Consider the following 14,121-nt stretch of genomic DNA (forward strand, 5'->3'; position numbering starts at 1 on the left):
CGGTGGGGCGACTGATGAGTCATGCAGAAGGATCAGTTGCTCACACGGCGCCGGATGCTCCTGGGCGGTGCCGCCGCGCTGGGGGCGGCGGGTGCCGCCGGGGCCGTACTCGCGACTGGCGCCGAGGACGGCGCCGGGACCGCCGCCCCCGCTCCCGGACCACAGGCCCGCCAGGTGCCCAAGTCCTCCGCCTTCCGGCTCCAACCGCTCACCGGGGACGGACCGCCGCGTGCCGCGCCGCACCAGCTGAAGGTCCGCAAGGAGCCCATCCTCCAGATCTCCGGGCGTGGCCGGAGAATGATGCTGACCTTCGACGACGGCCCCAACCCGGACTACACCCCGCACATCCTCAACACCCTCGCCAAGTACGACGTACGGGCCATGTTCTTCGTGTGCGGCGAGTGCGTCGTCGACAACAAGGGGCTGGTGGCCCGGATGGCCGACGAAGGCCATGTCGTCGGCAACCACACCTGGACGCATCCGCTGCTGACGACCCTCAACCGCAAGCAGATCCGCTCCGAGATGAAGCGCACCAGCGACGTCATCGAGAACACCTACGGCGAGCGCCCGCAGTGGTTCCGCGCCCCCTACGGCGCCTGGAACCGCGCAGCGTTCCAGCTGGGCGCCGAGATGGGCATGGAGCCGATGGCCTGGACGGTCGACACCACCGACTGGACGGAGCCCGGCACCGGCACCATCGTCGACCGGGTGGAGAGCGGCGCCGCCCCCGGCGTCGTGGTGCTCTCCCACGACGCCGGGGGCGACCGGTCGCAGACCGTCCGCGCGATCCGTGAATGGCTGCCCTATCTCCTCGACTCCGGATACCACATGACCGTGCCGCCACGCCGGCGCGTATGACCGATTCCCGGTTCTTCGCCCGCCCGGCCGCGATGGTTTCAGTTCACCGCGACCAGACGGGCGAAGACGACGACGTTCCCGTCGTAACCGTTCTTCCTGGAAAAACCGCCGCCGCAGGTGATGACCCGCAGTTCCGGTGTTCCCTTCGAGCCGTACACGCGGTCGCCCGGAAAGGCGCTCTTGGAGAAGACCTCGACCCCATAGGTCTCGAACACCGCGGTCTTTCCGTCCTTGCGCAGGACCTCGATCCGGTTCCCCTTCTTCAGGGCCCCGAGCCCGTAGAACACGGCGGGGCCCCGTTGGTTGTCGACGTGCCCGACGACGACGGCGGTCCCCTTCTCACCGGGGGAGACGGCACCGGTGAACCAGCCCGCCAGGTTGGGATCGTCCGGCGGCGGCGCGGCGACCCAGCCGGCCGCGTCCAGACCGACGGGCATGACCGGCGCGTTCACCCGGATCGCGGGGATGCGGACCCGGTTGGCGGCCGAGAACCCGAGCGGCATCGGAACCGTGGAGAAGGTGCCGGCGCCGACGTGGCTGTCCGGGGCCGCCGCCGAGGCGGGCTGCGGCGGACCGACGTCGAACTCACCCGAACCATTCCGGATGAGCGCCAGACCGGTCAGCAGAACAAGCGCTATGACGCCCCACGGAGCGCGCCTCCTCCGCCGCTCCTCCTCTTCGGCGAGCTCGGACAGCCCGTACGCAGACATTCGCCATCCCCTCTCGACGCGGCCTCGCCACGGCCATCGGGCATGGGAAAACGCTAAGTCCCGTACGAGCGGCGGGCGACGGGACGAGTGGCGAACGGGTGGCCCACGGGCCTTTGGGGTGCGCCATCCGAGTTGCCGTTCACAGAAAATCTCTGACGCTCCGTGACCTGCAGCAATATCCGATTATGTGCTTTTCGTGCGGCCTGTTGGCTCACCAGGACGGACCATTCTCGACATGCGGGCGTGTTCCGCGCGCCAGAGGGTCTTCCCGGGAGGTGATTTCTCGCCGATCGACCGGGGACGGGCCCCGGGCACCTCCCGCGGAGGATCACCATGCGAAACCAAAGCGCCCTGGTGGCCGCGTGCGCCGCGGCCGCCGTGCTCGGGTTCGCCGCCCCCGTGGCCGTCGCGGACGGCACGGGCAACGGCGGCCACCTGAGCAGCCACCGAAACCTCGACAACCACGGAAGCGCCGACAACCGCGGAAACAACAACCGCAGCAACTTCAGCAGGCACGGCAACTTCGACGACAACGGGGAGCAGGGCAGCGAGGCCGGCCGGACGGAGGACTCCGGTCCGGGCGAGGACAACGGGAACGACGGCCGGGGTAGCGACTCCGGCCGAGCCGACGACTCCGGCCGCGGCGACGACTCCGGCGGCAGCGATGACAACTCCGCCGACCATGGGGACGGCGGCCTCCGGAACATCGTCTCCACGCCCGGCGTGCTCCCGGCCGGCGGCCGGCTCGCCGTCAGCGTGGACGGCTGCCACGGCGGCACCATGTCCTCCCGTGCCTTCCCCACCACCGACTTCAACGACTTCAACGACGACACCGCGCGCGGCACCACCGAGATCGACCGTGACGCCCCGCCCGGCCGGTACGACGTCACCATCCACTGCGACGGCCGGACCCTGGTCCGCCCGGCCGCGTTCACTGTGCTCGGCGGCGTCCAGGGCGGTGTGGGCGGCAGCAGATCCACCGGCGCCACGCCGGCCGACATGGCCATCGGCGCCGGACTCGTGACCTTGGCGGTCGTCGGGGGCGGCGCGTTCTGGCTGCGCCGCCGGCACGAGAAGCGGACCTGACGCCCCGGTCGCCCGGCGGACGCCGACACGGCAGTCGCCCCGGTCCCTCGGGGGATCCGGGGCGAAGGCCTGCCGGCGATCGTACGGTGGGGTGCTAGCCGGTGACCCCCGGGAACATGTTCATGAAGGGTTCCGCGGTCACCGCGATGCCCCGGCTGTAGGGGGCGTCGAAGTCCCAGATGAGGAACAGCATGAACGCGATGGTCGCGGAGAACAGCCCCGCCAGGACCAGTTCGCGTCTGGTGCGCCGGATCTGCAGCGCGAACACCATGCCGACGGTGACCAGCGCACCGGTGAGCAGGCCCCACCACACCACCGGCGGCATGGTGGCCCCGGTGGAGTCGGCGCGGGCGTTGCGCGCCTGGTCGGCGGCGGTCATCTGGTCCAGCAGCGGCTGGTAGGCCTGCGCCTCGAAGTCGTTCTTCGGCTGGTAGTCGGTGACGTCCTGGCGGACCTTCTGCAGCAGCTGCGCGCCGCGGTCGGTGACGCGCTCGTCGTGCGACATGGCCCGCCACTCGTGGTGCACGACATAGCCGACATAGGCGTTGACATCGTCGCGGACCCTGTCACGCACGTCCGGCGGATAGACCCGCACCCGCTCCGAGATCTCGTGCAGCGCCTGGGCCTCGGACTGCACATAGTCCTGCGCGGAGCTGCGGGCCTCCCACACGCCCGCGATGGCGAGGCCCAGGACGATGGCGTACACGACGCCGATCCACATCGTCATGTACTCGATGACGTCCGGGGTCTCGTTGGGATCCTCGTCCTCGGGGGCACGCTTGTGCCGTACGACGGTGACGACCACCACCACGGCGCAGGCCGCCAGCATCGCGAGGACGAGAACAAGCCAATCCGGCAACGGATACCTCCAGAAGGTGAGCGGGCCGGCGCGTCAGCGCGGGCGCAGGGCCGCGACGGCGACGATCGCCGGAACGGTGATGAGCAGGACATAGGTGACCGGCGTGGTGTGACCGGGCGCGAGGTGCGCGGTGTGGTGCGGGTGGTACGCCGGATAGCTCACCGGCGTCGCCGAGGGCAGCGGGGTGGCCTTCTGCTTCGGGTCGGCCGGTGGCGTCGGCGCAGGTGTGGGGGTGGGAGGGGGTGTCGGCCGCGGCGGATCCGGGGCGGGCCGGGCCGGCGGCTTCGGTTTCGGCGTCGGCGTCGGCTTCGGCACCGGGCGCGGAGCCGGCTTCGGCTTCGGCGGTGCCGGCTCCGGCGGCGCAGGGGGCGTCGGGCTGGGAGTCGGCGTGGGTGTGGGCGGGGCGGGCGTCGCACAGGGCAGCGGAATCGGCCAGTGGCCGCCGGCACGGGCGACCGCCACCGTGCCGTCCGGGCCCGTGGAGGCGTACGCGCAGGCGTCGGCCGACGCGCTGCCGACCGGGCAGCCCACCAGGGTCCAGGTCAGCGCCACCAGTGCCAACACCCGAGCGGCGGCTGCGCATCGGGTCACTTCGGGTCCATGCACGCCAAGATCATGGGGTGCGGAAAGCGGTCGTACGCCGCAGTGCGCCCGGATTGCTCCGAAGGGAGGACATAGCGCGATCAATGGTTTGACGCGAAGAAGAGCGCGATTGGTGCGATGCGGACGCCCGTACGCGCCCGGCACGCCGGCACGTGCGGCACCGGATCACAGGAGGCGGAAAGAATTTCCCGAAGAACTTCCGCTCCCCGTTGAACGCTCCGGCCCCCTCGGTGCGTACCCATGGCCGTGCGGCGGCGCGGCAGGGCGCTGCAACATCCAGGCGAATATGGGGAGTTGGAAATGAAGACCTCCTGGCGGACCGCCTCACTGGTGGCCACAGCCGCCGCGGTGCTGGCGCTGACGACGGCGTGCGGTCAGGACAACAGCACCACCCCGGCATCGGCGGCCCAGAACGTCGGGGCCACCGCGCCCGCGGGCAGCCCGACCACCGGTGCGGGGGTCGGTACCGGATCGGGCAACGGCTACGGCGCCGACGGCAACCAGAGCTCCAGCTCGCCGACCCCGGCCGCCCCCGCGGGCAAGCTCACCGTGGCCACCAACCCCGACCTGGGCAGCGTACTGACCGACGGCTCCGGCCTCACGCTCTACCGGTTCGACAAGGACACCGCCAACCCGCCCAAGTCGAACTGCGCCGGCGACTGCGCCACCACCTGGCCGCCCGTGCCCGCCGACGACGCCACGGCCGGAGCCGGCATCGACAAGGCGCTGCTCGGCGAGGTCACCCGCGCCGACGGCAGCAAGCAGCTCACCATCGGCGGCTGGCCCGCCTACCGCTACGCCAAGGACGTCAACGCCGGAGACGTCAACGGCCAGGGCGTGGGCGGCAAGTGGTTCGCGCTGGCCCCGAACGGCAAGAAGGCCTCCCTGGCCGCCCTGCCCGGTCTCTCCGTCCGCAAGGACCCCAAGCTGGGCGACATCGTCGTCGACAAGAACGGCATGACGGTCTACCGCTTCCTCAAGGACAAGGCCTGGCCGAAGTCCGTCTCCAACTGCACCGGGGCCTGCCTGCAGAAGTGGCCGGCCGTCGGCATCGTCAAGCCCGGGGACACCCAGGGCGTCAAGAAGAAGGGTCTGATGGGCTTCACCCGTCCCGACGGTGTGCAGCAGATGACGGTCAACTGCTGGCCGATCTACACCTTCTCCGGGGACAAGGCCCCCGGCGACACCAACGGTCAGGGCGTGGGCGGCACCTGGTACGCCGTCTCGCCCGACGGCAAGCCGGTCGGCGCGCCGGGCAACTAGATCACCTCCCCAGGGTCGATCGCCCCGCCCGGCCCGGAGCGCCACCGAAGGTCCGCCCCCTCCGCACCGCACGGAGGGGGCGGACCGTTGTATGTGCGGGAATCCATGACACAGCGGTGCCATACGGGCACTTGCCGCAGGCAGTGGCGGGGAACGGACGGTCAATTTCCGGTTTGGGTCGCTCCTTTGCCGGGCGATCAGTAGCCTCTGCTCGAACACCGGATCGCCTGTCCCTGTCGCCTACCCTTGGAGAGATAGATGGAGCGCCCCGCCTGGGCCCCACGGAGCATCGACATCACGGTGCCGAGCGTCTCGCGGATCTACGACTACTACCTGGGCGGCTCGCACAACTTCGAGGTGGACCGGGAAGCGGCCCGCAAGGCGATGGAGTTCATGCCGGGCCTGCCGAAGATCATGCAGGCCAACCGGGCGTTCATGCGGCGTGCCGTGCGGTTCGCGGCCGGGGAGGGCATCACCCAGTTCCTCGACATAGGCTCCGGCATCCCGACCTTCGGCAACGTCCACGAGGTGGCCCAGGCGGCCGTACCGGGCGCCCGCGTGGTCTACGTCGACCACGACCCGGTCGCCGTCGCGCACAGCCAGGCGGTCCTGGCCGGAAACGACACCGCGGACGTCGTCGCCGCGGACCTGCGCAAGCCCCAGGAGATCCTCTCCAGCCCCCAGGTGGACGGGCTGATCGAGCTGAACCGCCCAGTCGCCCTCCTCCTCGTTGCCATACTGCACTTCGTGGAAGACGCGGACGACCCCTACGGTGCGGTGGCCGAACTGCGCGACGCGCTCGCGCCCGGCAGCCTGCTGATCCTGACCCATGCCTCGTACGAGGGAATCCCGCTGCCCGCCGAGCGGGCGGAGGGCGCGGTGGACGTATACAAGGACATTCGCAATCCGCTCATCATGCGCTCGCGCGACGAGATCGCGCGGTTCTTCGAGGGGTACGACATGGTGGAACCGGGACTGGTGCCGATGCCGCACTGGCGGCCGGAGTCGGCGCCGGAGGACGAGGATCCGTTCGCCTTCTCCGGATTCGCCGGCGTGGGGCGCACGGCGTGAGCGCCGAGCCGGACGGGCCGGAGGACAGACTGCGCCGGTTCACGACGATCTGGAGCCGGGCGGTCTACCCGGTGACCTCCACGTCGCTGACCCGCGCCGAGTTCGAGGAACAACTCATTCCGCTCGCACGCCGGTTGAGCGAGCTGCTGCGGGCACACGGTTTCGACGGCGACGGTGCGAAGGCGGTCGGCGCCGCCCTGGTCGGCGCGCACTGCACCGATCCCGAGGCGCTCACCCGGACCCTGGACTGCGTCGACGCCTATCTGGTGCTGTACTGCGCCGGGGACGGCCCCCAGGACGACGCACGCCTGCGTTCCTCGCGGCTGCAGCACGCGATGGCCGCCGGCTACGCCGGGGCGCTGCGCGAACGCACCCTCGCCGAGCAGGAGTCCATCGCCCAGGCCGCGCTCAGGGCCCAGGGGGTGGTCGCGCAGGCGCTGCACACCAGCGAGGCCCGCTTCCGCGCGGTCTTCGAGGGCGCCGCCATAGGGATCGGCATCGCCGACCTCGACGGCAACGTCCTGCAGGTCAACGAGGCGCTGCTGCGGATGTTCGGGCAGTCCGGCCACGCCCTGCGCGATCGCCGCGTCCAGGACTGGGTGCACCCCGAGGACGCGCCGCAGACCTGGAAGCTCTACGACGAACTCGTCCGCGGCGAGCGCGAGCACTACCACCTCGAAAAGGCCTTCAACCGCCCCGACGGCACGGTGCTGTGGACCAACCTGACGGTCTCCCTGCTGCGCGACGCCGACGGCAACCCGCAGTACCAGCTCGCCCTCATGGAGGACACCACCGAGCGCCGCCTGCTCAACCTCCGGCTGCGCTACGAGGCCACCCACGACGCGCTCACCGGCCTGCCCAACCGCTCGCTGTTCTTCGAGCGCCTGGAGAAGGCGCTGAACGCGGGGGAGGGCCAGCGCTTCGGCCTGTGCTACCTCGACCTGGACGGCTTCAAGACCGTCAACGACAGCCTCGGGCACGCGGCCGGCGACCGGCTGCTGGTGGAGGTCGCCGACCGGCTGCAGTCCTGTGCGACCGCGCCCGGGGAGATGGTCGCCCGGCTCGGCGGCGACGAGTTCGTGGCCCTGACCACCGGACCGGGCACCGAGCGCAAGGTGGACGAGCTCGCCGAGCGCATCATGAACGTCCTCGTCACGCCGGTCAGCATCGACGGCCGTGACCTGCTGGTGCGCGGCAGTCTGGGCATCGTCGAGGGCCCGGCGGGCGAGCGTACGGCGGCGGAGGTCCTGCGGAGCGCCGACATCACCATGTACCGGGCCAAGTCCGCGGGCGGCAACCGTTCCGAACTCGCCGACCCGGAGGCGGACGCCCGCGCGATCACCCGGCACGGCCTGACGACGGCCCTGCCCACGGCCCTGGAACGCGGCGAGTTCTTCATCGAGTACCAGCCGCTCGTCCACCTCGGCGACGGCAGTGTGCGCGGCGCCGAGGCCCTGGTGCGCTGGCTGCACCCGCAGCACGGCGTCCTCGGCCCCGACCGCTTCATCCCGCTCGCCGAGCACACCGGCCTGATCGTCCCGCTCGGCCGCTGGGTCCTGGAGGAGTCCATCCGCCAGGCCCGCGCCTGGCGAGAACGCCACGGCGAGGAGACCACCGCCGGGCCCCTGCGCATCAACGTCAACCTGTCGCCGTGCCAGCTCAGCCATCCGGGTCTGGTCCAGGACACCGTGGACATCCTGGAACGCGCGGGTGTCGCCCCGGACGCCCTGTGCCTGGAGGTGACCGAGTCCGCGCTCATCGGCGCCGACGACGACCTCCTCAAACCCTTGCACCGGCTGGCCGAGATGGGCGTCGACATCGCCCTGGACGACTTCGGCACCGGCTACTCCAACCTCGCCAACCTGCGCCGGCTGCCGGTGCGCATCCTCAAACTGGACCGTTCCTTCACCCGGGGCATGCAGCAGTTCCCCGCCGACCCCGTCGACCTGAAGATCGTCGAAGGGATCGTCTCGCTCGCCCACAGCCTCGACCTGGCGGTCACGGTCGAGGGTGTGGAAACCGGCGCCCAGGCCGAACAGTTGCGGATACTGGGCTGCGACACGGCCCAGGGCTGGTACTACGCCCGCCCGGGCCCACCGGACCGCCTGCACGACCTGGCCCTGGTGGACGCAACGGGGTGATGTCGGGGGTGTGGGGGGCGCAGCCCCCCACACGGCGCGGGGCTGTAACCGTCACCGCTCGAGAAGCATCCGCTGCAGCTCCCGCGCGGCCCGCGGCGGAGCCACGTCACTGCGGTGCGCCAACGCGATGGTCCGCTGCAGCCCGGGCCGGGCCAGCGGGGTCACCCTGAGCCCCTGCCCGGACCGCGTGGCCACCATCCGCGGCACCACGGCGATCCCCAGCCCCGCCCGGACGAACCCCAGCACCGCATCCATCTCACCGCCCTCGACGGCGAACTCGGGCTCGAACCCGGCGGAGCGACATGCCGCCACGGTCAGCTCCCGCAGGTCGTACCCGTGCCGGAACATCACCAGCCGCTCGCCCTCCAGATCGGCGATGTGCACGACCCGCCCGCCCCGCCCGGGAGCCCGCGCCTCGGGTGAGGACACCACCACCAACTCCTCCCGCAGCAGCTCCACCGTCGACAGCGCGGGCGCCGGCGTCGGCAGCGGCAGGACGACCAGCGCAAGATCAAGGGCGCCGCGCGCCAGCTCCCGCACCAGGTCGTGCGAGCCGCCCTCCTCGATCAACAGCTGGATGCCGGGGTAGCGGTCGTGGAAGGCGCGCAGCACGTCCGGCAGCAGGCCCGTGCACAGACTCGGGGTCGCTCCCAGCCGCACCCGGCCCCGGCGCAGCTGCACCAGCTCCTGCACCTCGTACCGGGCCGTGTCCGCGTCGGCCAGGATCCGCCGGGCCAGCGGCAGCAGCGACTCACCGGCGTCGGTGAGCGTGATGTTGCCCCGGGCGCGCAGGAACAGATCCGCGCCCAGCTCCCGCTCCAGCGCCTTGATCTGCTGCGACAGCGACGGCTGGGCGACGTGCACCAGCTCGGCGGCGCGGGTGAAGTGCCGGGTCTCGGCGACGGCCACGAAGTACTGGAGCTGCTGGAACTGCATCCTGCAAGGATAGCCACCGCCTATGGAAACGAGCTGGACCATGTCTTGGACTGATCGGGACCATCGGCCCTAGCGTTCTGGCCATGGCTCTGGCAACGCGGACGGACCGACGGCCGTCCATGGCGCGCACGATGTGGGACTCCACCGTCGGCAAGAAGACCGTGATGGCCGTCAGCGGCCTGATCATGCTGCTCTACCTGGTCGCGCACATGATCGGCAACCTGAAGATCTACTTCGGGGCGGGCGAGTTCAACCACTACGCCCACTGGCTGCGCACCGTCGGCGAACCCTTCATGCACTACGAGTGGACGCTCTGGCTCATCCGGGTCGTCCTGATCGTCGCCGTGGTCGCCCACGCCACCTCCGCGTACCAGCTCAGCCGCCGCGACATCAAGGCGCGGCCCAGCAAGTACGTCCACAGCAGGCCCCGGGCCAGCTACGCCACGCGCACCATGCGCTGGGGCGGGATCATCCTCGGCCTGTTCCTCGTCTGGCACCTCCTGGACCTGAGCACCGGCACCGTGCACTCCGGCGGCTTCCAGGAGGGCCACCCGTACCAGAACGTGGTCGACACCTTCTCCACCTGGTACGGCGACGTCATCTACATCGTCGCGATGCTCGCGCTCGGCCTGCACATCCGGCACGGCTTCTGGAGCGCCGCACAGACCCTCGGCGTCGGCAGCCGCGCCCGCGACCGCGCCCTGAAGACCATCGCCAACGTCCTCGCGCTGCTGCTCACGGCGGGCTTCATCGCCGTACCCGTGGGCGTCATGACCGGAGTGGTGAGCTGACATGACCGAATACGTGAACTACGCGACGGGCGAGCCGGTCACCGACTCCAAGGCCCCGTCCGGCCCGATCAACGAGCGCTGGGACAAGCGCCGCTTCGAGGCCAAGCTGGTCAACCCCGCCAACCGGCGCAAGCACACCGTCATCGTCGTCGGCACCGGCCTCGCCGGCGGCTCGGCGGGCGCCACCCTGGCCGAACAGGGCTACCACGTCGTCCAGTTCTGCTACCAGGACTCCCCGCGCCGCGCCCACTCCATCGCCGCCCAAGGAGGCATCAACGCGGCGAAGAACTACCGCAACGACGGCGACTCGATCCACCGGCTGTTCTACGACACCGTCAAGGGCGGCGACTTCCGGGCCCGCGAGTCCAACGTCCACCGGCTCGCACAGATCTCGGTGGAGATCATCGACCAGTGCGTGGCCCAGGGCGTGCCCTTCGCCCGTGAGTACGGCGGCCTGCTCGACACCCGCTCCTTCGGCGGCGTCCAGGTCTCCCGCACCTTCTACGCCCGCGGGCAGACGGGCCAGCAGCTGCTGCTGGGCGCCTACCAGGCCCTGAGCAGGCAGATCGCCGCGGGCAACGTGGAGATGCACCCGCGCACCGAGATGCTGGACCTGATCGTGATCGACGGCCGGGCCCGCGGCATCGTGGCCCGGGATCTGGTCACCGGCAAGGTCGACACGTACTTCGCCGACGCCGTCGTACTGGCCAGCGGCGGTTACGGAAACGTCTTCTACCTGTCGACCAACGCCATGAACTCCAACGCGACCGCGATCTGGCGGGCGCACCGGCGTGGCGCGTACTTCGCCAACCCCTGTTTCACGCAGATCCACCCGACGTGCATCCCGCGCACCGGCGACCACCAGTCCAAGCTGACCCTGATGAGCGAGTCGCTGCGCAACGACGGCCGGATCTGGGTGCCCAGGGCCAAGGGCGACACCCGCCCGCCGAACCGGATCCCCGAGGACGAGCGCGACTACTACCTGGAGCGCATCTACCCGTCGTTCGGCAACCTGGTCCCGCGTGACATCGCCTCCCGCGCCGCGAAGAACGTCTGCGACGAGGGCAGGGGAGTGGGGCCCGGCGGCCAGGGCGTCTACCTGGACTTCGCCGACGCGATCCGGCGGATGGGCCGGGGGGCCGTCGAGGCCAGGTACGGCAACCTCTTCGACATGTACCAGCGGATCACCGACGAGGATCCGTACGAGGTGCCGATGCGCATCTACCCGGCCGTGCACTACACGATGGGCGGCCTGTGGGTCGACTACGACCTGCAGACCACCGTCCCGGGCCTGTTCGCGATCGGCGAGGCCAACTTCTCCGACCACGGCGCCAACCGGCTCGGCGCCTCCGCGCTGATGCAGGGCCTGGCCGACGGCTACTTCGTGCTCCCGGCCACCATCAACGACTACCTGGCCCGCAACCCCCACCAGGACCCCGTCACCGCCGAACACCCGGTGGTCCGGGAGGCGTTGGCCGAGACGGAGGACCGGCTGAACCGGCTGCTGTCCGTCGACGGCGACCGCACCCCCGACTCCTTCCACCGCGAAGTGGGCGAACTGATGTGGGAGTTCTGCGGCATGGCCCGCACCGACGCCGGGCTGCGCAAGGCCCTGGAGCGGATCCCGCAGATCCGCGAGGAGTTCTGGCGGCGCATCAAGGTGCCCGGCACCGGCGAGGAGTTCAACCAGTCGCTGGAGAAGGCCAACCGGATCGTCGACTACCTGGAGCTCGCCGAGCTGATGTGCCTCGACGCGCTGCACCGCGACGAGTCGTGCGGCGGCCACTTCCGCGAGGAGTCCCAGACCCCGGACGGCGAAGCCGCCCGCCGGGACGACGCGTTCGGCTACGCGGCGGCCTGGGAGTTCACCGGCACCGGTGCGGCACCCGTCCTGCACAAGGAAGACCTGGTCTTCGAGTACGTCCACCCCACCCAGCGGAGCTACGCATGAAGCTCACCCTGCGCGTCTGGCGCCAGAAGAACGCCGACGCAGAAGGTGCCATGTCCACATACGAGGTGGACGGCATCTCGTCCGACATGTCCTTCCTGGAGATGCTGGACGTCCTCAACGAGCAGCTCATCCTGGCCGGTGAGGAGCCGGTCGCCTTCGATCACGACTGCCGCGAGGGCATCTGCGGTGCGTGCTCCCTCGTGATCAACGGCGACGCACACGGGCCGGAGCGCACCACCACCTGCCAGCTGCACATGCGGTCCTTCGAGGACGGCGACACGATCGACATCGAGCCGTGGCGGGCGGCGGCCTTCCCCGTGATCAAGGACCTGGTGGTGGACCGGTCCGCGTTCGACCGGATCATCCAGGCCGGCGGCTACGTCACCGCGCCCACCGGGTCCGCGCCGGAGGCGCATGCCACACCGGTGCCGAAGGCCGACGCGGACTTCGCCTTCGAGCACGCGGAGTGCATCGGCTGCGGTGCGTGTGTGGCCGCGTGTCCCAACGGCGCGGCGATGCTGTTCACCTCCGCCAAGGTCAACCACCTCAACGTGCTGCCCCAGGGCGCGCCCGAGCGGGAGACCCGGGTGCTGGACATGGTGGCGCAGATGGACGCCGAGGGCTTCGGCGGCTGCACGCTGACGGGGGAGTGCGCCACCGCCTGCCCGAAGGGCATCCCGCTGGTGTCGATCACGAACATGAACAAGGAGTGGCTGAGGGCCACCCGGAAGGCGGGGAAGAGGTAGCACCGTCGGGGGAACGGACGTTCGCCGAAGCGGCGGGCGGGCGGGGTCGGGACGGTGCTCTCCCGGCCCTGTCTGGTTTTCCCCGGCGGATCACTTTCTCGCTCAGCGGGCGGTCTCCGGGCGGCGGAACCGGTTCCGGTACTCGGTCGGGGTGGTGTCCAGGCGGCGGCGGAAGGCGCGTATCAGGGTGTCGATGGTGTTGAAGCCGCAGAGTGCCGCCACGCGGTCAAGGGTGTCGTCCGTCGTCTCCAGCCGGTTGCGCGCCGCCTCCAGGCGGGCGGACTCGACGTAGGCACCCGGTGTGGTGCCGAGCTCGTCGCGGAACAGCCGGTTGAGCTGTCGTTCGCCGATGCTGGCGTGGGCGGCGAGATCGGTGACGGAGAGCGATCCCGCGATGTTCCGGGCGATGTGCAGGCGCAGGTCGTCCATGCGGCGGGAGGTGGAGCCGGCTTCGATGGGCACGCTGAACTGACTCTGCCCGCTGGGGCGTTTGAGGTACATCACGAGCTGACGGGCGACGCGCATGGCCGCGGGCTCGCCGAAGTCCTCGGCGACCAGGGCGAGGGACAGGTCGAGGCAGGCCGTCAGCCCGGCGCCGGTCCAGACGTTGCCCTGCCGGATGAAGATCGGGTCGGCGTCCACCTCGACCGACGGATGATCCGCGGCGAGCTGCTGCGCGGTCGACCAGTGGGTGGTGGCCCGCTTGCCGTCCAGCAGGCCGGCGGCGGCGAGGAGATGCGCACCGACACAGACGGAGGCGATACGCCGCGACCGGCCGGCGAGTTCCTTCACCCGGACCACCACGGCAGGGTCCACCAGGGCGTGCACCTGACGCCGGTCGTCGACCTCGACGGAGCCCGGGACCATCAGGGTGTCGATGCGACGAGTGGCCGCCTCGTCGAAGGTCATGTCGGGCAGGACGCGTACCCCGGCCGCCGTGGTGACGGGTGCCAGGGTCTCGGCCGCCAGGACGACGTGGTAGCCGGTGTCACCGTCCAGCTCGCGGCGCAGCAGCGCGAAGACCTCGGGCGGCCCGGTGACGTCGAGCAGGTCGACGCCCTCGAACAGCACGATGACGATGAATCTTCGGATCAGGCTCATTCGGT

General features: G+C 70.6%; 13 protein-coding genes. 8 read left to right on the plus strand and 5 right to left on the minus strand.

The window, feature by feature from the left end:
• Nucleotides 1-21: 21 nt before the first annotated feature.
• On the plus strand, nucleotides 22-858 hold the full coding sequence (locus tag LMU33_RS11090; protein WP_228619605.1) for a polysaccharide deacetylase family protein: 837 nt from the start codon (nucleotides 22-24) through the stop codon (nucleotides 856-858).
• Between the two features lie 38 nt (nucleotides 859-896).
• Here the strand turns inward: LMU33_RS11090 and LMU33_RS11095 are convergent, their stop codons facing one another.
• A complete protein-coding gene (locus LMU33_RS11095) occupies nucleotides 897-1,568 on the minus strand; it encodes a class F sortase (protein ID WP_228619606.1) in 672 nt (223 codons plus the stop codon).
• Between the two features lie 333 nt (nucleotides 1,569-1,901).
• Here LMU33_RS11095 and LMU33_RS11100 point away from each other — a divergent pair, with 333 nt between their 5' ends.
• The gene (locus LMU33_RS11100) at nucleotides 1,902-2,654 is read left to right on the plus strand and encodes a hypothetical protein (RefSeq protein ID WP_228619608.1); all 753 of its coding nucleotides are present in this window, start codon (nucleotides 1,902-1,904) and stop codon (nucleotides 2,652-2,654) included.
• 94 nt (nucleotides 2,655-2,748) lie between these two features.
• Here the strand turns inward: LMU33_RS11100 and LMU33_RS11105 are convergent, their stop codons facing one another.
• Nucleotides 2,749-3,513, minus strand: coding sequence for a bestrophin-like domain (locus LMU33_RS11105; protein ID WP_228619610.1), 765 nt, complete (start codon nucleotides 3,511-3,513; stop codon nucleotides 2,749-2,751).
• Nucleotides 3,514-3,546: 33 nt separating this feature from the next.
• Nucleotides 3,547-4,104, minus strand: a complete 558-nt coding sequence (locus LMU33_RS11110) for a hypothetical protein (protein ID WP_228619611.1) — start codon at nucleotides 4,102-4,104, stop codon at nucleotides 3,547-3,549.
• A 312-nt stretch (nucleotides 4,105-4,416) separates the two neighbouring features.
• Between LMU33_RS11110 and LMU33_RS11115 the strand changes: the two genes are divergently transcribed.
• The 3 genes from LMU33_RS11115 to LMU33_RS11125 all read left to right on the plus strand — a co-directional run bounded on the left by LMU33_RS11115 (nucleotide 4,417) and on the right by LMU33_RS11125 (nucleotide 8,591).
• The gene (locus tag LMU33_RS11115; protein WP_228619613.1) at nucleotides 4,417-5,379 is read left to right on the plus strand and encodes an SCO0930 family lipoprotein; all 963 of its coding nucleotides are present in this window, start codon (nucleotides 4,417-4,419) and stop codon (nucleotides 5,377-5,379) included.
• A gap of 258 nt (nucleotides 5,380-5,637) precedes the next feature.
• Nucleotides 5,638-6,450, plus strand: coding sequence for an SAM-dependent methyltransferase (locus LMU33_RS11120; protein WP_228619615.1), 813 nt, complete (start codon nucleotides 5,638-5,640; stop codon nucleotides 6,448-6,450).
• On the plus strand, nucleotides 6,447-8,591 hold the full coding sequence (locus LMU33_RS11125; protein WP_228619617.1) for a putative bifunctional diguanylate cyclase/phosphodiesterase: 2,145 nt from the start codon (nucleotides 6,447-6,449) through the stop codon (nucleotides 8,589-8,591). The genes LMU33_RS11120 and LMU33_RS11125 overlap by 4 nt, the downstream gene beginning before the upstream one ends.
• Before the next feature lie 51 nt (nucleotides 8,592-8,642).
• On the opposite strand, the gene LMU33_RS11130 is transcribed toward LMU33_RS11125, so the two are convergent.
• Entirely contained in the window at nucleotides 8,643-9,527 is an 885-nt protein-coding gene (locus tag LMU33_RS11130; RefSeq protein WP_228619619.1) for a LysR family transcriptional regulator, read from the minus strand.
• Nucleotides 9,528-9,646: 119 nt separating this feature from the next.
• Here LMU33_RS11130 and LMU33_RS11135 point away from each other — a divergent pair, with 119 nt between their 5' ends.
• Genes LMU33_RS11135 through LMU33_RS11145 form a run of 3 tightly spaced genes read left to right on the plus strand, consistent with a single transcriptional unit; the run spans nucleotide 9,647 to nucleotide 13,015 of the window.
• Nucleotides 9,647-10,318 (plus strand): succinate dehydrogenase, encoded by a 672-nt coding sequence (locus tag LMU33_RS11135; protein ID WP_228619770.1) that lies wholly within the window; start codon nucleotides 9,647-9,649, stop codon nucleotides 10,316-10,318.
• A gap of 1 nt (nucleotide 10,319) precedes the next feature.
• The gene (locus LMU33_RS11140; protein WP_228619621.1) at nucleotides 10,320-12,269 is read left to right on the plus strand and encodes a fumarate reductase/succinate dehydrogenase flavoprotein subunit; all 1,950 of its coding nucleotides are present in this window, start codon (nucleotides 10,320-10,322) and stop codon (nucleotides 12,267-12,269) included.
• Complete coding sequence (locus LMU33_RS11145) at nucleotides 12,266-13,015, plus strand: succinate dehydrogenase/fumarate reductase iron-sulfur subunit (RefSeq protein ID WP_228619623.1); 750 nt, start codon at nucleotides 12,266-12,268, stop codon at nucleotides 13,013-13,015. The genes LMU33_RS11140 and LMU33_RS11145 overlap by 4 nt, the downstream gene beginning before the upstream one ends.
• A 102-nt stretch (nucleotides 13,016-13,117) precedes the next feature.
• On the opposite strand, the gene LMU33_RS11150 is transcribed toward LMU33_RS11145, so the two are convergent.
• Nucleotides 13,118-14,116, minus strand: a complete 999-nt coding sequence (locus LMU33_RS11150; protein WP_228619625.1) for a GlxA family transcriptional regulator — start codon at nucleotides 14,114-14,116, stop codon at nucleotides 13,118-13,120.
• Nucleotides 14,117-14,121 lie beyond the last annotated feature (5 nt).

The sequence above is a fragment of the Streptomyces barringtoniae genome (assembly GCF_020819595.1).
GTDB lineage: Bacteria > Actinomycetota > Actinomycetes > Streptomycetales > Streptomycetaceae > Streptomyces > Streptomyces barringtoniae.